General features: G+C 48.5%; 18 protein-coding genes and 1 tRNA gene. 15 read left to right on the top strand and 4 right to left on the bottom strand.

The annotated features are described in order from the left end of the window. Position 1: 1 nt before the first annotated feature. The 8 genes from IMY23_RS02120 to IMY23_RS02085 all read left to right on the top strand — a co-directional run bounded on the left by IMY23_RS02120 (position 2) and on the right by IMY23_RS02085 (position 6,876). Entirely contained in the window at positions 2-961 is a 960-nt protein-coding gene (locus tag IMY23_RS02120; protein WP_192820513.1) for a transketolase family protein, read from the top strand. Positions 962-1,197: 236 nt separating this feature from the next. Next, positions 1,198-1,680 carry a hypothetical protein gene (locus IMY23_RS02115; RefSeq protein WP_192820512.1) on the top strand — a complete coding sequence of 161 codons (483 nt, stop codon included), beginning with the start codon at positions 1,198-1,200 and terminating at the stop codon, positions 1,678-1,680. A 119-nt stretch (positions 1,681-1,799) separates the two neighbouring features. Then, the gene (locus IMY23_RS02110; protein ID WP_192820511.1) at positions 1,800-2,339 is read left to right on the top strand and encodes an RNA polymerase sigma factor; all 540 of its coding nucleotides are present in this window, start codon (positions 1,800-1,802) and stop codon (positions 2,337-2,339) included. 38 nt (positions 2,340-2,377) lie between these two features. Then, positions 2,378-2,839 carry a hypothetical protein gene (locus tag IMY23_RS02105; RefSeq protein WP_192820510.1) on the top strand — a complete coding sequence of 154 codons (462 nt, stop codon included), beginning with the start codon at positions 2,378-2,380 and terminating at the stop codon, positions 2,837-2,839. Continuing rightward, entirely contained in the window at positions 2,829-3,284 is a 456-nt protein-coding gene (locus IMY23_RS02100) for a hypothetical protein (RefSeq protein ID WP_225986382.1), read from the top strand. The genes IMY23_RS02105 and IMY23_RS02100 overlap by 11 nt, the downstream gene beginning before the upstream one ends. Positions 3,285-3,457: 173 nt before the next feature. Beyond that, positions 3,458-4,651: an aspartate aminotransferase family protein gene (locus IMY23_RS02095; RefSeq protein WP_192820509.1), complete on the top strand. Its 1,194-nt coding sequence runs from the start codon at positions 3,458-3,460 to the stop codon at positions 4,649-4,651. 159 nt (positions 4,652-4,810) lie between these two features. Beyond that, entirely contained in the window at positions 4,811-6,574 is a 1,764-nt protein-coding gene (locus IMY23_RS02090) for an SLC13 family permease (RefSeq protein WP_192820508.1), read from the top strand. A 92-nt stretch (positions 6,575-6,666) separates the two neighbouring features. Further along, the gene (locus IMY23_RS02085; protein WP_192820507.1) at positions 6,667-6,876 is read left to right on the top strand and encodes a hypothetical protein; all 210 of its coding nucleotides are present in this window, start codon (positions 6,667-6,669) and stop codon (positions 6,874-6,876) included. 208 nt (positions 6,877-7,084) lie between these two features. Here the strand turns inward: IMY23_RS02085 and IMY23_RS02080 are convergent, their stop codons facing one another. Continuing rightward, a complete protein-coding gene (locus IMY23_RS02080) occupies positions 7,085-7,516 on the bottom strand; it encodes a TerB family tellurite resistance protein (protein WP_192820506.1) in 432 nt (143 codons plus the stop codon). 295 nt (positions 7,517-7,811) lie between these two features. On the opposite strand from IMY23_RS02080, the gene pfkA reads away from it, so the two are divergent. After that, on the top strand, positions 7,812-8,783 hold the full coding sequence (pfkA, locus tag IMY23_RS02075; protein ID WP_192820505.1) for a 6-phosphofructokinase: 972 nt from the start codon (positions 7,812-7,814) through the stop codon (positions 8,781-8,783). Positions 8,784-9,007: 224 nt separating this feature from the next. On the opposite strand, the gene miaA is transcribed toward pfkA, so the two are convergent. Next, entirely contained in the window at positions 9,008-9,937 is a 930-nt protein-coding gene (gene miaA, locus IMY23_RS02070) for a tRNA (adenosine(37)-N6)-dimethylallyltransferase MiaA (protein WP_192820504.1), read from the bottom strand. A gap of 5 nt (positions 9,938-9,942) precedes the next feature. Beyond that, on the bottom strand, positions 9,943-11,019 hold the full coding sequence (locus IMY23_RS02065) for a glycosyltransferase (RefSeq protein WP_192820503.1): 1,077 nt from the start codon (positions 11,017-11,019) through the stop codon (positions 9,943-9,945). Between the two features lie 162 nt (positions 11,020-11,181). On the opposite strand from IMY23_RS02065, the gene IMY23_RS02060 reads away from it, so the two are divergent. Genes IMY23_RS02060 through IMY23_RS02040 form a run of 5 tightly spaced genes read left to right on the top strand, consistent with a single transcriptional unit; the run spans position 11,182 to position 19,455 of the window. Next, entirely contained in the window at positions 11,182-16,446 is a 5,265-nt protein-coding gene (locus IMY23_RS02060; protein ID WP_192820502.1) for a PAS domain S-box protein, read from the top strand. A gap of 2 nt (positions 16,447-16,448) precedes the next feature. Next, positions 16,449-16,826 (top strand): response regulator, encoded by a 378-nt coding sequence (locus IMY23_RS02055; protein ID WP_192820501.1) that lies wholly within the window; start codon positions 16,449-16,451, stop codon positions 16,824-16,826. Between the two features lie 24 nt (positions 16,827-16,850). After that, entirely contained in the window at positions 16,851-17,129 is a 279-nt protein-coding gene (locus tag IMY23_RS02050; RefSeq protein WP_192820500.1) for a hypothetical protein, read from the top strand. Beyond that, positions 17,126-17,887, top strand: a complete 762-nt coding sequence (locus IMY23_RS02045; RefSeq protein WP_192820499.1) for an MBL fold metallo-hydrolase — start codon at positions 17,126-17,128, stop codon at positions 17,885-17,887. The genes IMY23_RS02050 and IMY23_RS02045 overlap by 4 nt, the downstream gene beginning before the upstream one ends. Before the next feature lie 2 nt (positions 17,888-17,889). Further along, the gene (locus tag IMY23_RS02040) at positions 17,890-19,455 is read left to right on the top strand and encodes an NFACT RNA binding domain-containing protein (RefSeq protein ID WP_192820498.1); all 1,566 of its coding nucleotides are present in this window, start codon (positions 17,890-17,892) and stop codon (positions 19,453-19,455) included. A gap of 165 nt (positions 19,456-19,620) precedes the next feature. On the opposite strand, the gene IMY23_RS02035 is transcribed toward IMY23_RS02040, so the two are convergent. Beyond that, a tRNA-Leu gene (locus IMY23_RS02035) sits at positions 19,621-19,703 on the bottom strand. A 1,157-nt stretch (positions 19,704-20,860) separates the two neighbouring features. Between IMY23_RS02035 and IMY23_RS02030 the strand changes: the two genes are divergently transcribed. After that, on the top strand, positions 20,861-21,661 hold the full coding sequence (locus IMY23_RS02030; RefSeq protein ID WP_192820497.1) for a DUF1206 domain-containing protein: 801 nt from the start codon (positions 20,861-20,863) through the stop codon (positions 21,659-21,661). Positions 21,662-21,721 lie beyond the last annotated feature (60 nt).

Genomic DNA, 21,721 nt, shown 5'->3' with positions numbered 1-21,721 from the left:
CATGAAGGATTTCCCTTACTCAGACTCTAAAGATACGCGCTCCGGCTTCGGGGCTGGCCTACTGGAACTTGGCCGCACCAACCCCAACGTAGTGGCGCTGTGCGCAGATTTGATTGGCTCTTTAAAGATGGGCGATTTCCAGAAGGAGTTTCCGGAGCGTTTCTTCCAGGTGGGCATCGCTGAGGCCAACATGATTGGCCTGGCGGCGGGCATGACCATTGGCGGAAAGATTCCGTTTACGGGCACGTTCGCCAACTTCTCCACGGGCCGTGTGTATGACCAAATACGGCAATCAGTGGCGTATTCTGGTAAGAACGTGAAAATCTGTGCCTCGCACGCCGGTTTGACCTTGGGCGAAGACGGGGCCACGCACCAGATTCTGGAAGATGTGGGCATGATGAAAATGCTTCCGCACATGACCGTTATCAACCCCTGCGACTACAACCAGACCAAAGCCGCCACCATCGCCATTGCCGCGCATGAAGGCCCAGTGTATCTGCGCTTCGGTCGGCCGGTAGTGCCTAACTTCACCCCTGCTGATCAGGAATTTGTCATCGGCAAAGCCGTCATGCTAAACGAAGGAAAAGACGTAACTATTCTGGCCACCGGTCACCTGGTTTGGAAAGCCATTCTGGCCGGTAAACTCTTAGCCGAACAAGGCATTGACGCCGAAATCATCAACATTCACACCATAAAGCCGCTAGACACCGAAGCCATCTTAGCCTCAGTTCGCAAGACCGGTTGCGTAGTGACTGCAGAAGAACATCAATTGAACGGTGGCCTTGGCGAATCTGTGGCACGTTTGCTAGCGCAGGAACTACCTTCGCCGCTGGAATTAGTGGGCGTAGATGATTCCTTCGGGGAAAGCGGCACACCGGAGCAGTTAATGGAGAAATACGGCCTCAACGAGCAAAGCATTGTGGAAGCTACGAAGAAAGTTATTGGGCGGAAGAATAAGTAGTTGCTGGTCATTAGTTGTTAGTTATCAGTTACAGGAAATAAACAGCAATTAGATATCGCTTACCAAATTGAATAGGCCCTGGCTTCAGCCAGGGTTTCCAAGATAAATTTAATCGGCTTTAGCCAAATTCATTTTTTGGCTAAAGCCGATTTGTTATTCCCGTCCTACCCCTGGCTAAAGCCAGGGTCTATTGATATATTGGGTGGGTTTCTTTAAATTCAATATCTTAGACAAGTATGAGATTATTTCCTGCTCGCGTGTATTCTGTTGAATTAGAGAATGATTGCGCTAGTGCTTTGGAAGATTTAAGAATTCATACCAAAATTTCTTCTTCCTTGGTTTCAGTACCAACAGATAAAGCATTTATAGGAATGGTGGACGAGACTACGTTTAAGGTAATAATGCCTAAAATCGGTTCAGGTGGTTTCTGCGTCCTTACAGGTGAGTTTCAAGGCAAAGAAGGTATTATACAGATTAAGATTCATACTGTATTCAAAATACTTACTTCAATCCTAATGATACTACCCTTTATATCTGTTGGATTAACTCTTTTAAGAAAAGACTTAGAAAATTCAATTGGGCTTATTCCACCAATACTTATGAGCTTACTATTCATAAGATTTGTGTTTTTAGGTTTAAGTTTCCAAATCAGTGCAAAAAAAAGCCTAAACCTGTTATCTCAAATACTAAGAGTAAATTCACTTCACAGAATTTCATAATAATATTTCTGTTTTCGGGCTCGTTTCTGGAAATGAGCCCGAAAACGGAAACCTTCACCAACTTCCCCGCTACCAACTAATCACGAATAACCAAACACTAACAACTACATTTCCCGGCGTTGGAAGACAAAGAGATTCTAGAGAAATTCCAGAACCCGCAGTCCCGGAACCTGGCCTTTAACCAGCTGGTGCGCAAGTATCAGCAGAAGGTGTACTGGCACGTCCGGAAAATGGTCATCAGCCATGATGACGCCGACGACCTCACGCAGGAAGTGTTCGTGAAAGTGTGGTCCAACCTGGAGAACTTCCGGAAAGACGCCCAACTCTACACTTGGATTTACCGCATCGCCACCAACGAGTGCCTCAACTTCCTGAGCGCCAAGAAAAAACGCTTCTTTTTGCCCATTCATGACGTGGCCGCTGAGCTGTCAGAAAAGCTGGAAACGTCAGACGGTTTCTCCGGCGACGAGATTCAGTTGAAACTGCAGAAGGCTTTGTTGCGTCTGCCAGACAAGCAGCGCCTAGTCTTCAACATGAAATATTTTGACGAGATGAAGTACGAGGAGATGTCTGAGATTCTGGGCACCAGCGTGGGCGCATTAAAGGCCAGTTACCACATTGCCGCCAAAAAAATTGAAGAGTTTTTGAAAAGCCATTAAACCCTGCGGCCCCATTTGCATCTAACCAGCTGAGTAGTATGGAAAACAACGAGTACAATATCAATAGCTTACCAAAGGAAACCGGTTTCCAAGTGCCGGAGCGTTACTTTGAGGCCCTGCCCAGCCGCGTGATGCAACGCACGGCACAAAGTGGTCCCATTGGCGCCACGGCTCCCTTTGCCTGGTTGGGCCGGTTTAAAATGCTGGCAGCCGGCGTGAGCATGGCGCTGGTGTTCGTGATCTCGTTTTTTACGGTGCAAACCCTGGATCGCACTGGCCATGGGCAGTCGGCCTCGTTGGGTCAGATACCGCAAGATGAGATTGCGCAGTACCTCCTGACCCGCGTGGAGCTGGAAACCGCCGATGTGGCCGAGGTAACCGCCAGCCGCGCCCCGCAAGCGTTGGAGTTTCTGCAGGTGTCACATGAAGACGTGAATGTAGAGGCGGCCCTAGAGATTTTACAGGATGAATCACACTCAATTGATTATAATGAAGACTAAGAACTGCCTTATTTTGATGATGATGCTCCTGTGGGGCATGGTGGCGCAGGCGCAGAGTAAGAAAGAAACCCCTGAGGAGAAGAAAGCCCGCATGGAGCGGATTGAGAACGCCAAAATCGCCTTCATCACAGAGAAACTGAGCATGAACCAAGACCAGGCACAGCGCTTCTGGCCGGTGTACAATGAGCATGAGGCCAAGCGCCAGGAATTACGCCAGCGCATGCGCCCCTACAAAGAAGAGAACATTTCTGCCCTTTCTGAGGAAAAAGTACTGGCTGGACTTGAGGCCCGCATGGCCATCAGGCAGAGAGAGCTGGACCTGGAGAAAGAGTACATGGACCGTTACCTGCGCGTGATCTCAGCCAAACAGCTGGCTTTGCTTTACCGCTCAGAGCGTGAATTCACCAAGCTGCTGCTGGAACGCCTGCAGACAGCTAAAAAGTAACATTTGGTTTGTTAATTTGAATGGAAGGGAGGCACTAGCCTCCCTTTCGTTTTTGGCTCCGTTTCCAAAAATGAGCCCGAAAACGGAAAACGCACCTCCCTTTCCCCTGAGAAACCACCGCGGGCATTCCGGGCTTTGTGCGTATCTTCACGGCAGCTAATTCTTGTCTCGCCATGCTTTCAGCCCGTCAGTTATTTCTGCAACACCAGGCCCAAACCACAGATTTCCCGCTTTTGCTGGAGATTGAACGCGCCGAGGGCGTGTACATGTACGGCCCCAACGGTGAGAAATACCTGGACATGATCTCGGGGATTGGCGTGAGCAACGTGGGCCATCGGCACCCCAAAGTCTTAAAGGCCATCACAGACCAGCTTGACAAATACCTGCATTTAATGGTGTACGGCGAACTGGTGCAAGCCCCGCCCGCCCAACTGGCCCATGCCCTGGCGCAAACCTTACCGGCCGGTCTGGACAATGTGTATTTTGTATCGTCGGGGAGTGAGGCCGTTGAGGGCGCGTGCAAGCTGGCCAAGCGGTTCACGGGCCGTACAGAGTTGGTGGCGTTTGACAAGGCATACCATGGCTCCACACAGGGCGCGTTGTCGTTAAATGGTTCTGAGTCGTTTAAGCAGTCGTTCAGGCCATTGTTGCCAGACGTGCGGCACATACGGCACAACCATGAGCAGGAGTTAGCTCAGATCACCACCAGAACCGCCGCCGTCATTCTGGAAACCGTGCAGGGCGAAGCCGGCGTGCGCGTTCCTAGCAAAACCTATCTTCAGAAGCTGCGCGCGCGCTGCACTGAAGTGGGTGCTTTGCTGGTGCTGGACGAAATTCAATGCGGCTTCGGGCGGACGGGCACGTTCTGGGCGTTTGAGCAGTTTGGCGTGGTGCCCGACATTCTCACCTGTGCCAAAGGCATGGGCGGCGGTATGCCTATTGGGGCGTTCATCTCGCGGCAGGAGATCATGCATTCGTTTAAAAACGATCCCATGCTGGGCCACATCACTACCTTTGGCGGGCACCCGGTTTCCTGTGCGGCATCTTTGGCTACCTTGCAGATTCTCCAGGAAGAAAATTTAATAGAACAGGTGGCGGCCAAGGCGGCGCGGTTCAAAGAAAAACTAGTGCACCCGGCCATAAAAGAAATAAGGAACTGCGGGCTGATGATGGCCGTGGAGTTTGACTCTTTTGCGGTGCTGAAGGCCGTGATTGACACTGCCATCTTGAAAGGCGTGCTCACTGACTGGTTCCTGTTCTGTGACCAGTCCATGCGCATTGCCCCGCCCCTCACCATCACAGAGGCTGAGATTGACCATGCCTGCGCCGTTGTGCTGGAGGCCATTGAGGAGAATATCCGTTTTTAGGCTCATTTCTGAAAATGAGCCCGAAAACGGCCGGCCAAACATCAACCTTTTACACCTGCTGCCAGTAAAACACACATTGCATTTTCTAGTAGCCTGCGTACCTTGCCGGCCTTGTATTCTAACAATAGAGAACCCCTGACCTAACGTTGCGCACCCCTTATGGAGATTGCCCTTGTCCTGTTTTTACTGCTGGCCGCCATTGCGCTGTTTGCTTCTGAGAAAATATCAGTAGACGTCATCACGCTTATTCTGCTGATCATTCTCACCGGCTTCAAAATCATCTCCCCAGAAGAGGCCTTTGCCGGGTTCAGCAGTGATTTCATTATCATTCTGGCCTCCATCTTCGTGCTCAGCGCCGCCCTGGAAGACACCGGCGTGCTGGACTTTCTGGTCAACTGGCTCATGCGAAGGAGTACGCCCAAACCCATGACCTTCCTGCTTTTTGTGATGGTGGTGCCGGGCCTGGTCTCCGCGTTTATGAACAACACCACCGTGACGGCCTTGTTTGTGACTCCCGTGGTGGGCATTGCCAAAAAAATGCAGAGCAGCAGTTCCAAATTCCTGATGCCGCTGGCCTATGCCTCCATTCTGGGCGGCACATGCACGCTCATTGGCACTTCCACCAACGTGGCGGTGAGCGGCTACATGACAAAGGCGGGGTTTGAGCCCTTCGGGTTCTTTGAGTTCACCGGTATTGGCTTGGTGATTTTTGGGGTGGGTGTGATGTACATGATGACCATTGGCCACAAAATGCTTCCAGAAGGAACCAGCCAGGGCCTGACCACTAAATACAACATCAAAACCTACCTCACCGAAATCATTGTGCTGGAAGATTCGCCCTTGATTGGCCAGATTGCGTTTGCCTCAGACCTTTCCAAAATGAGCTTCCGCATTCTCAACATCATTAGGGCCAAAGATAATTTTTTGCCAGATTACCGCACCCGCATACGCGCGCATGACGTGCTTTTGGTGGAAGGCGAAATGGATGACCTGATACGGGTGAAAGAAACCAAAGGCATTCAAATCATGGCTGACGTGATTGTGGAAGATGACCTGGTGGGCGGTGATATACGCCTGGCCGAGATTCTGATCACCGGGAAATCTGATTTGCTCAAGCGCAGCATTAGAGAGATTGAGTTTCTGCGCCGCTTTGGTTTGGTGGTGTTGGCTATTTCCCGCCAGGGCGAAACCATCAGGACCAAAATTGGCGACGTGCAGCTCCAGTTGGGTGATTTGCTTCTGGTGCAGGGTTCCGCAGAACGTCTGGAATACCTCAAAATGAACCAGCATCTGGCCGTGTTAGATGAGTTCAAGCCCATCTTGTTCAAGGAACGCAAAGGCCTGCTTACCCTGGGGTTTTTCATTGTGAGCATTATTGTGGGCAGCACTGGGCTCCTACCCTTGTCGGTGTCTTTTCTGTGTGCGGCGGTGCTGAGCGTGCTGTTTAAATGCATTTCCACGGACCGGGCCTACCAGGTGATTGACTGGCGTTTACTGATTCTTATTGGCGGGATGACGGCCTTTGGCATGGCCATGCAGAACACGGGCGCCGACAAGTTCCTGGCCGGCTGGATTGTGCAACTGCTGGAGCCGTTCGGGTTGACGGTGATTCTGGCGGGCTTTATTCTACTCACGGTCTTTCTCACCCAGCCTATGTCTAATGCCGCGGCTGCGCTGGTGGTCTTGCCCGTGGCGCTGCAGACCGCGGCCCAACTAGACGCCAACCCGCGCACGTTTGCCATCGCCATCATGCTCTCCGCGTCGGTTTCCTTGGTAACGCCGTTTGAGCCTAGCTGTATTCTGGTGTATGGCCCGGGCAAGTACAAGTTTATGGACTTCCTCAAAATTGGGTCTGGCCTCACGTTGGTCCTAATCACCATTATTCTGTTTGTGGTGCCCTTGTTTTGGCCCATGGATGTCTGATTTCGGGCTCATTTCCAGAAATGAGCCCGAAAACGGAATATCTATCAACCTCGGTTTGGCAAGGCCTTAATTATCTGTAAACAGTGTTTTGTATGAAAAACTGGAGTTGGGTACTGCTTTGTCTAGTAATGGGTTGCGGCGCGAAAGAAACGCAGGAAATGCAGAAAGATGGCGCGTCCTACAATGACAGTGCGGTTCTGGAACAAACCGTTGACTCAGTTTCTTCTACCAGAATTGACGGTACAGAAACTTCGCCAAAATTGCCAGCAGATACCACTTCACAAATTCTGGAAACGAACTAAGTCTACTTTAGACTGATTGGGGGTTTCCTCTGGTTCCTGGTGACCAATAGGGCAGAATTTCAGAAGGATCGAAAAGTGCCTTTATTATAACATAAGTGCCCATTTCAAGAAACCTGGGGAAAGTATTTCAGTGGGCATGGAGCATGACACGGCCACCTTTGTGTGGGGCAAAAATCGGCTTCAAAAAATACGAAATGGGTAATGGCGATTACTGAATTTCTAAGAAGCTCAACGCCTCTGTTTTTATTTCTTCGCGGCTGAGGCCGTCTTTTACGCCGGTGGTTATTTTCTTCACTAACACGCCCACTACTGCTTTTCTGAAACCCATCTTGGTGGCAATGTCCAGGCAGAAATCCATCTCGCTGTCGTCCACAATGCCATCGGCTAGCATCATCTCCACCAGGTCATAGACTTGGTCAAAGCGGTCCAAGTCATTGCTGGGCATGGTCAGTTTTATGTTCTGGCAGTCGGCTAAAAGAGAGCGGATGTCCTGGGGGCGCATGCCTTTCCGTTCGCCAATGGAAATGATATGGTCCATCTCCGCGGAGTCCAGGTGGCCGTCAATCTTGGCCAGGGCGCCCAGGTTGATGATGTGGCTTTTGAGCCGTTTTGTTTCTTCGCTCTCAAATAAGGAAAACATGTGCGTTGGGTTAGGGTGGAGGATTGAGCGGATAAAGACTGCGCAATTTTTGCACAGCCTCCTTCCTTTATCGCTTGCTTCTGTAATTTACGATTTTTGCAAAATATTGCTTCGTTTTAAATACCATTCTGCCATTTTTATCACACATTTTCTTCTCAATGCATTTTTAAAAATCAGAGAAGTGGTTCTGGCGGTTGGCAGGGCCAATTGCCGACGCGCCCATTGGCTCGCTTTAATTAAAAAGCTTGAACTTTCTTACGTAAAACCTTACTTTGGGGCTACGTTTTTGTAGAGTATGAAAAAGATAGGTGTATTTACGTCTGGGGGCGATGCCCCGGGCATGAACGCGTGCATTAGGGCAGTGGTCCGCACGGCGGTTTACCATAAATTAGAAGTATACGGCATTGGCCGCGGGTTCAACGGCATGATTCAGGGGGAGATTTACCGTCTTTTCTCGCATTCGGTGAGCAATATCATTCAAAAAGGCGGCACCATCCTGAAATCGGCCAGGTCTCCTGAGTTCATGACCGCCGAGGGCCGCAAGAAGGCCTTTGACCAGATCTCCAAGTTCGGGATTGAGGGCATTGTGGCCATTGGCGGTAACGGTACGTTTACCGGCGCCAAGTTATTTTACGAGGAATACGGCATTCCTATTATTGGCGCGCCCGGCACCATAGACAATGACCTGTACGGCACAGACTACACCATTGGCTACGACTCTGCCGTGAACACCGCCCTTGACGCCATTGACAAGATACGCGACACCGCCGACAGCCATGAGCGCGTGTTTTTTGTGGAAGTGATGGGCCGTGACTCGGGCTACATTGCCATGCCCTGCGCCATTGGCGGCGGTGCCGAGATGGTTTTGATCCCAGAGACCATTACCTCTATGCCCGAGGTGATTGAAACCCTGCAGCAAGGCTGGCGCCGCTCCAAAACCTCTTTCATCATTATTGTGGCCGAAGGCGACGATGAAGGTGGCGCCACCGAGATTGCCGCTAAAGTGAAAGAAGCACTGCCTCAGATGGACGCCAAAGTAACCATTATTGGCCACGTGCAGCGCGGCGGTTCACCCACTGCGGCAGACCGTTTGTTGAGCAGCCAAATGGGCATGGCCGCCGTGGAAGGCTTAATTGACGGCCGCAAAAATGAAATGGTGGGCGTGATCAACGGTGAAATTGTGTACACTCCTTTCCATGACACTATCACCAAAAAGAAACCCATTAGTGAGAGCTTCCTGAAACTGGTGGAAGTCTTGAGCGTGTAAATCTTATTTCCGTTTTTGGGTTCATTTCTGGAAATGAGCCCAAAAACGGAAATTTTCAGATCCTTTTATGTCTGCAGCCAGTAATTAGTTTAAGGTTCTAAACTTGCCTTAAATTCTTGTTTAGGATTTTTGAAGTTCGATGTAAATTTCCATCATCAGCACTAAATGGATTTTCCGTTTTGGGGCTCATTTCCGAAAATGAGCCCCAAAACGGAAAATTTACGTTATTGACCTGACGGTTCGGCTTTCATCTTGGTCTTCAGGAATTCCATAATTTCCTGGGCCTGGTCTGGGTGAAACCATGTAATCTCAGGGTCTCTGTTAAACCAGGTCAGTTGTCTTTTGGCGTAGCGCCGGCTGTTGCGCTTGAGTAACCGAACGGCCTCCTCCCAATCATACATTCTTTCCAAAAAGTTGAATAATTCTGTATAGCCCACAGTCTGCAAGGCCTGGTGCGCACGGTAAGGATACACCAGTTTCACTTCGTCCAGCAAACCTTGCTCCAGCATAAGGTCCATGCGGCGGTTGATGCGGTCATAAAGGTCCGCTCGGTCGCGGTTCAAACCGATTTTGATAATAATAAAATCACGTTGTCTGGCGTTTTCCTGTTTTCTGAAGGAAGAATACGGTTTTCCGGCACTTAGCCAAACTTCCAAAGCCCTTATGACGCGTTGCGGGTTCTGCAGATCTACCTGGTCGGCATAAACTGGGTCTGCTTCCTGCAATTGCGCTGCCAGGGCAGGCAAACCTTCCTGGTCCAACTGCTGCGTTAATTCTTCGCGTATACCGGGCAAGATGTCAGGCATTTCATCCAAGCCTTCGCAGAGCGCCCGCACATAAAGCCCCGAACCTCCGGTGGCTACCACCACTTCTTTTTCCTGGAACAAAGTATTCAGCACCGCAAGCGCATCCTGCTCAAAGGCGCCGGCATTGTACTCTTCCAGAATGGAGTGGGAATCAATGAAATGGTGGCGCACGCCGGCCTGTTCTGCCAGGCTTGGTTTGGCAGTGCCAATGCTCAATTCTTTATAAAACTGCCGGGAATCCATGGAAATCACCTCGGTTTCAAAGCGTTTGGCCAGCTGCACGCAGAAATCGGTTTTGCCTACGGCCGTGGGGCCCACCACCACTATCAGGAATCTGGGTTTGTTCATGGTATTTATTGATACAGCATCACCAAATGCGTACCCTCCTGTTCCCAATTCCATTCCTGGGCCGCCAACAGGCAATTCTGCTGCAGCCGTTGGTAGGTTTCATGGTCATGGAGCAAGGTGAGCATGGCTTGACGAACTTCCATTACGTTGGTGGAAGCCAACAAAGCCACTTCATGCTGGGTGTTCAGTAATTGGTACTCCGGAAACGGCACGCACACCTGCGGAATGCCTGCCTGCACATAGTCAAAGAATTTATTGGCCAAAGAATAGTAATAACTAAGGCCCCGGTTTTCAAGCAGCATAATACCCGCCCAGGCATTTTTGGTCAGTTCAGCCAATTGTGGCGGCGGAACGTTTCCTTTGAATACTACCTTCTCCCCCACTCCAAGCTTGGTGGCTAACTCCTGCAATTTAGGTTTCAAAGGACCCTCGCCGCAAATCACAAGGGTGGCAGGTATATTTTGCATGGCCTCCAACGTACATTCCAGGCCCCGGCCTTCGTTGAGCGCGCCCTGGTAAATAAAATACGGCACTGGTTTGGTTGGAATAATCTGTTCTTGCCTGAAGGGCACATTCCGGATCAGGTGCACCGGCACCTGGTAGGTTTCCTGGAAATACTGGACCAAAGAGGCACTAACGGTGTACCTCAAACTAGCCCGCTTGAAGGCCCATTTCTCCAGCGCGGCCCATACTTTCCTTACTAATGGCCGGTGCACCACTTCTGGCATTTCTGGGAACAACTCGTGGGCGTCATAGACCATCGGGATTTTCTGCCACCAGGAAGCTACAATGCCCGCTATGGCGGTGTCAGCGTCTATGGTTCCCAGAATATCATGCCTGTGCCCTAAAAGCCAGAACAACAGCCTTATAGTATATTCAAGGTAGAAAAGTGGTCCTTTGTGGAAGTGGCAGGTGATTCTGTGTTGTTGGAAATCTTGTTTTGTCAGCGGGGTAGAATTAGGTAAGCTTCGCCCCACCAACGTCACCTTAAAACCAGCCTTGGCCAGGGTGCCCGCAATGCGCTGCATGCGTTGGTCCTGGGTTAAGTCTGTGGTGACGGTGAAAACAATGGATTTACCCATAAACAGGCAAGGCGCCGGTACCCTGGCCAGGGGCGATTTCTATTAAAGAGGAACTTCCAGAAAATAACCAGTTTCAGGCTATTTTTGCTAAATTAGGCTTTTTCTGGGCAAGTACCACCAATCCGGCAAAAAGGCACTTTTCTATAAGGATATAGCTACACAATGACAGCACAAACGGCCATAGAGAACCAAGCGCAGATAGCGGCGGCAGAGCAGTTGATAAACCTGGCAGAACACGTAAGCGGGAGCCGAAAATTGATGTTTGTTTGCACCCTCTCCGGCCTGCTGCTGTCGGTGAACCGGCAGGCGCGCGACTTCTTTTTTAGAGGGCAGCCATTTCCTGAAAATTTGAACATCAAAGACCTGCTGGATAACCGGTACCTGTCCAAATTTGATAGACATATACGGCTGCTGCGCCACAGGAAAAACATAAGCGGGTTCATTCAGCCCAAAGACAACATCCTAGACACTAATCTGTTGTATTTCAAGTCTAGCCTGGTGCAACAGGGTGGCCATGAGTTGCTTTACATTGCGGTGCGGTCTGCGTCTGCTGAGGTGATGCCCGTGGGCGACATGTATGCCTCTGAGTCAAGTTACCGAAGCCTGTTTGAAGACAGCAATGAGCCTTTGTTCATCTTAGACAAAAAAGGCGGCTTCATAGACATCAACCGCGAAGCCCTGGCCCTGGTGCAGTTTGAGAAGCAGGACCTGATGGGCAGAAACGTCTTTGAGGCCTTTGACCTGAACCCCTCAGAGAAAATAGCCTTCAAGAAAAGAATTCAACAAGCCTGTGCCGGCAAGACCCAACGGTTTGACTGGTGGTTTAAAAACAAAGAAGAAACGCTGTATCCGGTGTTGCTATCCTTTAGGTGCGGCCGGTATTTTGGGCAGGAAGTGGTGCTGGGCACCGCCAAACCCATTGAAGACACGGGTATGCACCTGGAAGCTGGCCGGCAGCGCAATGACCAGCAGGAGTTCATGAACAAGCTGATCCCCTCCCTGTCTACTCTCAAAACAGCAGATGATATCCTGGCAGTGGCGCTGGAGTCTCTTTTAAAAAGGCCCAACATCACCGGTGGCGGGGTGTATGTATACCAGCCGGCCACGCGCATGGTGCAACTGGTCAAAAGTCGCGGTAAAGAAGCCACGCTTTTGCAGGATCACAGTGTTCTGGCCTTAAAACCCGAGTTTCTCTCCCAGTTGGAGAATAAATCCAAAAACCGGTCAATCTTAAGCATCTCGCGGAATTTCCAGCACTTGTTCCAAAAGCGGGAAGTGGTGGCCATGCCCATCTGCACCGAGAAACAGTATTTGGCGGTTGTGGTTTTGGTGGTAGATGACGCCTCGCACATTACCAGTTCCCTTACAGAATTCATTAACAACATAGGATTTGAACTGAATTCGTTCTTGTCAAAGTTTGAGTTACGGCAGGAACTGCATTACTCAGAAGGGAAATATAAAACCCTGTTTGAGTCCAGCAATGACGCCATTTTCCTGCTCAACAACACCCAGATAGCCGACTGTAATTTCCAGGCCACCATGTTGCTGGACTGTGACAAGCAGGACATTATTGGCAAACGGGTGGCTGACTTCTCCCCTGGCTTGCAGGCCGACGGCAGTTCTTCGGTGGAGAAATCACTGCAGATGATTGAAGCCGCCGTGCTGGACGGTCACCCGCAGACGCTGGAGTGGCGCATTGAGAAAATGGACGGGCGCGTCATTGACAGTGAAATAAGTTTCAGTGCCATTCAGTTGGAGGGCGTGGCTTTTGTGCAATGCATCATCAGAGACATCACCTCAAGAAAGGAAGCCCAGGCATTAATCAGGCGGCAGGAAGTATTGCGGGAATCCATGCAGCAGTTCAGGTCTTTTCTGAGCCAGGTAAACCTGGCTTACGTGAGCCTAGACCTGGAGCTGCGCATTGTGTACGTGAATGATTATTTCCTGCAGTACACGGGATATAAGCGCGAGGAGGTTATTGGGCAGAACTACTATGAATTGCTGGTACCGGAGCGGGAAAGAAACGCGCGTATTCATGAGATTCAGAAAGCCTTGCAGAACCAAACGCTGCGCAGTTACTATGAATGGGACCTGGTGACCAAGTCCCAATCGGTGAAGATTCTGCGCTGGAACATCATGTTTGAGATGGACGCTGAAGGCAGCGTGGTGGGTATTACGGCGGTGGGGAAAGACATGACCGACAAGCGGATTGCCATGGAAGCCTTAAAAGACAACAAAATCCGGCTCCAGGATCTGTTTGACAACGCCCATGACTTAATTCAGAACATCTCCACTGATAATAAATTCATCTTCGTAAACCGCGCCTGGAAAGAGAAGCTTGGCTACAATGATTTTGACATTGAGACCTTAACGCTCAATGACATTGTGCACCCCTACTACAAAGCCAAACTGATTTACCAGCTGCGTAATCTCTACAAAGGCGAAGACGTGAACAAGATTGAGACCGTTTTCCTTACCAAGAGCGGCAAGCCTATTCACTTGATTGGTAGTATCAACTGCAGTTGGCAAGATGGTAAACCTATTGCCACACGTGCCATTCTCCATGACATCACAGACCGCATAAAGGCAGAACGCCTACAGAAAGTCTATTACAGTATTGCCAACCTGGCCATCAGTTCCAAAGATTTACCATCGCTCTACAGTGCCATTCACCGTGAGTTGAGCAAAATCATTGAAACGCACAACTTCTACATTGCGCTGCTAGATGAACACCAGAGCAACATCAACTTTGTCTATTATGTAGACCAATTGTCAGACACACCCGGCACTTCACTGTCCCGGCCTTTCTCCAATGGCATGACGGAGTACATCATCAAAACCGGTAAACCGCTGTACACCACCAAACAGGACTTTATGGCTTTGGTGGACGAAGGCAAGATTGAGGTGAACGGGGTGGTACCAGAAGTGATGCTCTGCTCCCCCCTTTCTATTGGCGAACGAATTATTGGCGTCATAGCGGTGCGGGATTACAAAAACCCCGAAGCCTACGTGCAGTCTGACATTGAAATTCTGCACTTCATCTCCAACCAGGTGGCCCTGGCCATTGAACGGAAACGCAACGAGGAGCAAATCACCATCCAGAATGCCCGGCTCAAGGCAATTTTTGAAAGCGGTGACCATTTAATGTGGTCCATTAACCGGCAGTACGGCTTAACCTCCTTCAACCAGAATTTCGCCAATGAGATGGTATCCTGGTCCAACCAGCAGCCTGTATTGGGCATGGCCCTGGGAGGATTGGTGGAATCTTTTGTGACGCCACTTTACTATTCTTTGATGAAGGAGGCCTACCAAAAAGCCTTTGAGGGCGAACCACAGCAATTTGAGATTGAACTGGAAAAGGCAGACGGAGTTTCTGAGTGGCGTGAAGTGTTGCTTAACCCCATCTACCTGGAGAATGGCACGTTTGATGATGTCTCGGCAATTGCGCTTGATATCACAGAAAAGAAAATTTCACAGTTAGCCCTGGCAGAAAACGAAGAGAAATTCCGGCAGATCTTTGAGTCTTTCCAGGACATGTATTATAAAACTAATATTGAGGGAGACTTTCAATTGGTCAGCCCCTCTGTAGAAGACATGCTGGGCTACAGTCAGCATGAGGCTATGCACATGAGCGCCCAGGAACTGTATGTACACCCTGAAGACAGGGAGCAATTGTTGGAAACCCTCTTTCACCAGAGAAGTGTGCACAACTTTGAGACATCGCTGCGCACCAAAGGCCAGGACGAGAAACAAGTGCTCATCAACTCGCGGCTTATCATGTCTGCAGAAGGCGAAGCCATAGCCATTGAGGGAGTATGCCGTGACATCACGGAACTAAAAAACACCCAGAATGAACTCATACGGGCTAAAGAACTGGCAGAAAACTCTTTACAGGCAAAAACGCAGTTCTTGGCCAATATGAGCCATGAGTTAAGAACGCCCATGAACGGTATTATAGGTATGATTGACCTGCTGCACCATTCTGCCAACAATGAGGAGCAGATGGATTATATAGACACTCTTAGAAAATCCTCTGACGCCTTGTTAGATATCTTGAATGACATTCTGGACTTGTCTAAAATTCAGGCAGGCAAATTACAACTCAATGAGTCTGGCATTGACCTGAACTATTCCTTAGATAAAATTCATTCGCTGTTTGCCAACCGGGCCACGCAAAAAGACCTACGGTTTCTGTATACCATGGCCCCTGGCACGCCCAGGTACATCATCACAGATGAAACTCGTTTGCTGCAGATACTTTCTAATCTCACATCCAACGCCATTAAGTTCACCAATGAAGGCGAGGTGAAGGTGCAGGTGCAGAGTTTGCAGTCTGAAGGGGGCGTGCATTTGCTTGAATTCAGGGTGAAAGACTCGGGCATAGGCATTAGTGAAGAAGACATTCAGCGCCTTTTCACCAATTTCACCCAATTAGACAATTCCTCTTCCAAAACATTTGGCGGCACCGGCCTGGGCTTGGCTATCTCCAAACAGCTAAGCGAATTGCTGGGCGGTGAGATTGGCGTTGAGTCACAGGCGGGTCAGGGAAGCACCTTCTGGTTCACCATTACCTGTCGTGAGGCGGAGAATGTGTCCCAAATCAATGAACAGCTCTTGTCTTCCAAAGAACTGGATACCATTGGCAAATTCTCGCCGGCGCCTAAAATCCTGTTGGTTGATGACAACCAGATTAACCAGAAAGTAGCCATTAAACTGCTGGAGCGCATGGACTGCTTTCCAGATGTGGCCTCAGATGGGTTTGAGGCCATTGCCAAAGCCACCAGCAAAGACTATGAGATTATTTTCATGGACATTCAGATGCCCGAGATGGACGGCGTGACGGCCACCAAGGAATTAAAGGCCCGCCTGAAAACAAAATGTCCGCCCATTATTGCCATGACTGCTTACTCCATGAAAGATGATGCGGAGAAATTCATAAGTGAAGGCCTGGACGACTACATCTCAAAACCGGTGAAGATCACAGATCTATATGACCGCATTTCCCGGTGGTATGGGCATGGCATAGAGGCGTCAGTTACTTCAAGTAAACCAGAAGGCGACCAGGAGACAATAGGGACCCATGATAATTTCTTGGAGATGGAGATTGTGGAGCAACTGAGAAGCATTGGCGGCAATGATTTTGCCCTGCAGCTGTACGTTGATTTTGAGGAGGAAACCACAGAATTGCTGCAAGCCGTTAAAAACGACGTGGCGGCACAACAATATGATAACTTATTAAGTACACTGCATCAAATAAAAGGTACTGCCTCTACCCTGGGCCTCACCACCGTTTCTACGTTGGCCAAAGACCTGGAACACGATATCTTAAAAGGGTCAGTTGCGTATGTACCCCAGACATTTGCAGAATTAGAAGCAAGTTTTGCTAACTTTAAAGCCCACTACAGACAAAAAATTTTATCAAACTAACCATGGCCGAGTCTAAAACCATTCTTATTGCAGAGGATAGCTCTGTGATTCTCAACCTTACCAAGAAAATACTGGAACTGCAGAACTACAAAGTGCTATCGGCTAAAAATGGCGGGGAAGTGCTTAAGAAAGTGCAAGACCAGAAAATAGATGCTATTCTCATGGACCTGAACATTCCAGTGAAGAATGGGATGGAGTGCACCAAAGAAATCAGGGCAAATGAAAACCCAGAGATCGCCAAAATTCCAATCATTGCGGTGACCGGGAATGCCAACAACTACACCTTGGAGCAATTCAAGGAGGCTGGCATCAATGCGTATCTGCCCAAGCCGCTTGACTTTGACATGCTGGTGCAGACCGTGAAAGAATACGTGCAGTAAGTCTGGAGAAAGTAGTTTACGCGTATGCAGATTAAGTACACCCGGCCTTTCCTTACCCGGTTAGAAGATATTTTTGCGGAGTCTGAGTACATGCTGCGCTATGAGAAAGGCTCCTTTAAGTCTGGTTTCTGCGTCTTGAAAGAAACCAAAGTAGCCGTAGTGAATAAGTATTTCCCGCTGGAGGGAAAAATAAACTGCTTGGTGGAGATCCTGAAAGCTATTGACCTATCTGTTGAATCGCTACGGAAGGAAAGCCAGGAATTATACCTCGCCATTAAAAACCAAACGCTGACTACTGCGTGAAAGTAACATTTTTAGGGACCGGCACTTCGCAAGGCGTACCCGTTATTGGGTGTGAATGTGAGGTGTGCCGGTCACTTGACTTTAGAGACAAACGGTTGCGGGTGTCTGTGCATTTGGAAGTGAACGGCACCAGCCTGATCATTGACGCGGGACCAGATTTCAGGCAGCAGATGCTGCGCGAGCGCATTAAACGGGTAGACGCGGTTCTCTTTACCCATGAGCACAAAGACCATACGGCGGGCTTAGATGACATTAGGGCGTTCAACTTCATGCAGCACATTGACATGCCGCTGTATGCCGCCCCCAGGGTTTTAGAGCAGCTGCAGCAGGAATTCAGTTACATCTTCGCGAATTCAAATTACCCGGGAGTTCCAAGAGTAGAGCTTCACCCCATCAGCCTAGACCCATTTGATGCCCAAGGCGTACCTGTGACGCCTATTGCGGTCATGCACCACAAATTACCCGTGTTTGGCTTCCGAATCCAGGATTTCACGTACATCACAGACGCAAATTTTATTTCTGAGGCAGAGAAAGACAAGATTAGAGGTTCTAAGGTGGTGGTGGTCAACGCCCTGCGCAAAGAGCCGCACATCTCGCATTTCTCATTGCCAGAGGCCTTGGCTTTGATGGAAGACCTGGCACCTGAACAAGCCTATTTCACTCATATAAGCCACCTGCTGGGCCAACACCGGCTCATTGAAGCAGAACTGCCTGCCCATGTGCGGCTGGCCTATGACGGGCTTTCTTTTACCCTTTAACCGTGCACCAGAACTATTATTTCCTTCGGCAACTGGCTCAAAGGCTCCAGATAATTTTAGTGGGCGCTACAGTCCAGGAAGCCTTCAGTCAGGAAAAGGATGAATTGATGCTGGCGTTTGGAACTGCACAGGGCCCGTTTTACCTGAAAGCCATTCAAACGCCAACTTTCTCCAGCCTACAATTTCCAGAGACGTTTAACCGCGCCCGACAGAACTCGGTTGACCTGTTCCAGCCCCTGTTGGGCGAAGAAGTGGAAGAGGTCAGAGTGCACCAGCAGGAAAGAAGCTTTTATATATCCTTCACTGGCCAGAAAGTACTGCTTTTCAAACTGTTCGGAAACCGGTCAAATGTGATTCTTTTCCAGGAGGACCAAGCCACGGAACTCTTCCACCGGAAACTTACCAAAGACCTGGCGCTTGACTACCGTGCCATGGACCAGAACTGGCATCTTCAGCAGGAGTCCTTTCTAGCTTCATCCCTGCCATTGCAGAAACAACTGCCCACGCTGGGAGAGATTCCCCTGCTCTATTTAAAGGAAAAAGGGTATGACCAGGCACCTCCAGAGCAGCAGTGGGGACTGGTGCAGCACATGTTGCAACTTCTGGACAAGCCTACGTTTTACCTAACGTACATTACCCTAACCCCACGGCTGTCACTGCTGCCAATTGGCGAGGTCTCAGAGAGTTTTACAGACCCCTTAAAGGCGCTCAATGCTTTTGTCCCCAGATACAGGGCAGAGGAGTATTACAGCAGGAATTACGCGGTTGCTTTAAAGACCCTGGAACGGCAACTAGAGGTTGCTCAGAAAATCTGGTACCAGATTCAGGAAAAACTGGAGACGTGGCACCACGGTACCCCCTACGCCCAAACCGCCGATGTCATCATGGCGAACCTCACCACTATTCCGCTAGGTGCCCAACAAGTGGAGTTGTTTGACTTTTACCAGGAGAAAAACCGGCTCATAAAACTGCACACCACAGAAACCCCTCAGAAAACAGCAGAAAGACTCTACAAAAAAGCCAAAAACCAAAAAATTGAACTTACCCTGCTGCAGGAACGCGCCGCTAAAAAAGAAGCCCAGGTAGAAACCCTGACGCTAGCCTTGGAACGCCTGAAGGAAACAAAAACCGCCAGTCAGCTCAGGGCTTTTCTGAAGGAGCACACCCTTGCTGCCCCCGCAGCCGCACCCGCAGATACGCCCTATTACCAGTTTGAGGAAGCAGGCTTCAAAATATTGGTAGGCAAAAACGCCAAGGCCAATGACAAGCTCACCCTCAAGCACACACACAAAGATGACCTGTGGCTACATGCCAAAGACGTGCCTGGGTCCCATGTGGTGGTAAAGTTGCAGCCTGGTAAGCCGTTCCCAAGCCAGGTCATTGAAAAAGCGGCGCAATTGGCGGCCTTTTACTCCAAACGGAAATCTGACTCTTTGTGCCCGGTTCTCTACACGCCAAAGAAATACGTTAGAAAGCCGAAAGGTGCCGCGCCTGGCTCAGTGGTGGTGGAACGTGAGAAAGTGATGCTGGTAAAGCCTGGCAACCCCTTCAAGCAGACATTTGAGTAATGTTTACCAGGAGTATGGACCTGTAATTGCCAAGACCTGAATATAATGTACGGGATGCGTTTTCGGGCTCATTTCTGGAAATGAGCCCGAAAACGCATCCCGTTACCCCTGAATAAAAAAAGCGGCATCCCCTAAAAAGGTATGCCGCTTTTTTGTTTGTCCTTGTGCGCGCGGGGAGATTCGAACTCCCACACCCGTAGGGCACCACCCCCTCAAGATGGCGTGTCTACCAGTTTCACCACGTGCGCCTGACTAGCGAACCAAGACTTTCTACCCTGATTCTTCTGCAAATCTATTGTTTCTCTTTCTCTCTTGCAAGCCTCATCCAAAACTTTCCTTATGCCGTATCAAAGTGCCTTACCTGCAATGGAACAAGTAAAATAAATAATTGAATGTTGATTAGTGGCTACCACATAGGTATTATCAACATATCCCTCTAACCGAAATCAAATATATGGAGGAAGTAGAATTCATAGAAAAATCAATCCGTTATTAAATGACATTAACCTTAAAACCCAATTATTATTTTACAAAAAGCAAGCACCTGAACAACTAGGATATTATTCCAAAATTTAAATACTTATTTTTAAATACTTAAAATCAATACCCAAACAAGCCAGATAGATTTACATTAGATATATTTAATTACATTTATCAACTTACACACTCTCCTAAATTATAGTACTTATTACCTAGTAATTTATTTATCAAAAAAAGCACTTATTGCTATTTATATACTTAATTTTAAAACTTAATATCTAATTATTTTAATTTAACTTCTAGGCATTCCTTTAATTCTTTTTAGGTTTAAATAAATTATCATATTAATATTTACATCTTTTCATTTATTAACTTTTAATTACAACCAACTACTTTCTTATAAATTTAATTAAAGGTGATTAAAAATCCACTAATAGAATACACATAGCATCATAAGCTAAGTTAAAATAACTTTGAATACAGTTATCCGTAAAATTTAAGACATAAGGAGATAGAGGCTCAACTCTACCACTATGCCTTCAAACTACTTCTTGCTTTGGCTTAGTATTTCATTATGCAAATCGCTGGTATCTACAGGTGCCGCACTTACCTGGCAAACGCAAGGAAAAATTCAGATAATATTTCATTACACTTTGTTAATCAAGTAGTAATAATACCCTACCAACAACTATACTTTAATGCCTACTTTTATGCATTTTGCCATTTTCCATAACTGATGAGGCACAAATCTGAAGGTGCCTCCTTTTAATGCTAACTATTTTGTCATTTTGACTTGTATAAAAAATCGCTTCAATTGGTTTATTTATCATTTATAATTAATTTTTACTAAATTAAAATATAATTAATTTTAAATATCAACCATTTAACCTACCAAAACCAGATTTACGCAATAACTAATTTTTATATGAACCAACGAGAGAAAGGCTGGATTGAAACATTTGCAAAGTTTGGGCACGCAGCCAAAGGTATTGTTTATTTCTTAATGGGCGCTCTTACTGCTATGACCGCTGTTGGTATTGGTGGCGAAAAGGCTTCTAACTCAGACGCGCTAAAAGAAGTAAATTCCTGGCCGGGCGGAGATTTCTTGTTGGCTCTGTTAGGCTTGGGTTTGGTGGGGTATAGTGTATGGCGATTCATTCAAGCAATTAAAGACACAGAAGATAAAGGAAATGAGGCAAAAGGACTCGTACAACGGGTGGCTTTTGCTGTAAGTGGGGTGTTGCATGGAGCACTGGCATTTCTGGCTTTTAAAATAGCTATTGGTAGCCAAAATTCTTCGTCGGGCGGATCAAGGGAAAAAGAAATAGCTTCTGAATTACTGAGCAGCTCTTGGGGCAAATATGCAGCTATAGCGCTGGGATTAATTATTGTGGCCAACGGAGTCTATCAAATAATAAAAGCCTATAAAGGATCCTTCATGAAGGAAGTGGAAGGGCTGCCATCGGGCCAGTACACAACGTTAAAAAAAGCCGGCAAGGCAGGGTTCACGGCCCGGGGCATTGTCTTCGCTATCATTGGGTTTCTCTTTTTAAGGGCAGTTTGGAGCAATAACCCCAATCGGGCCGAGGGGACCGAAGGCGCCTTCACCTTTTTGCAAACATCCCCATTTGGGAGTTACCTATTGGGGGTGGTGGCCCTTGGGCTTATGTGCTACGGCGTGTTCATGCTGGTGCAGGCCAGGTACAGTACCATTCAGTTAACATAGCGGCAACAACAAAATCTCTCTGTAGTGGCTTAAGAGTTATGTCCTGAAAAGGATAGGTAT

The organism is Rufibacter sp. LB8, assembly GCF_014876185.1.
Taxonomy (GTDB): Bacteria; Bacteroidota; Bacteroidia; order Cytophagales; family Hymenobacteraceae; genus Nibribacter.
Note: the sequence above shows the minus strand (reverse complement) of the source record. Positions and strands in the feature narration are given on the sequence as shown.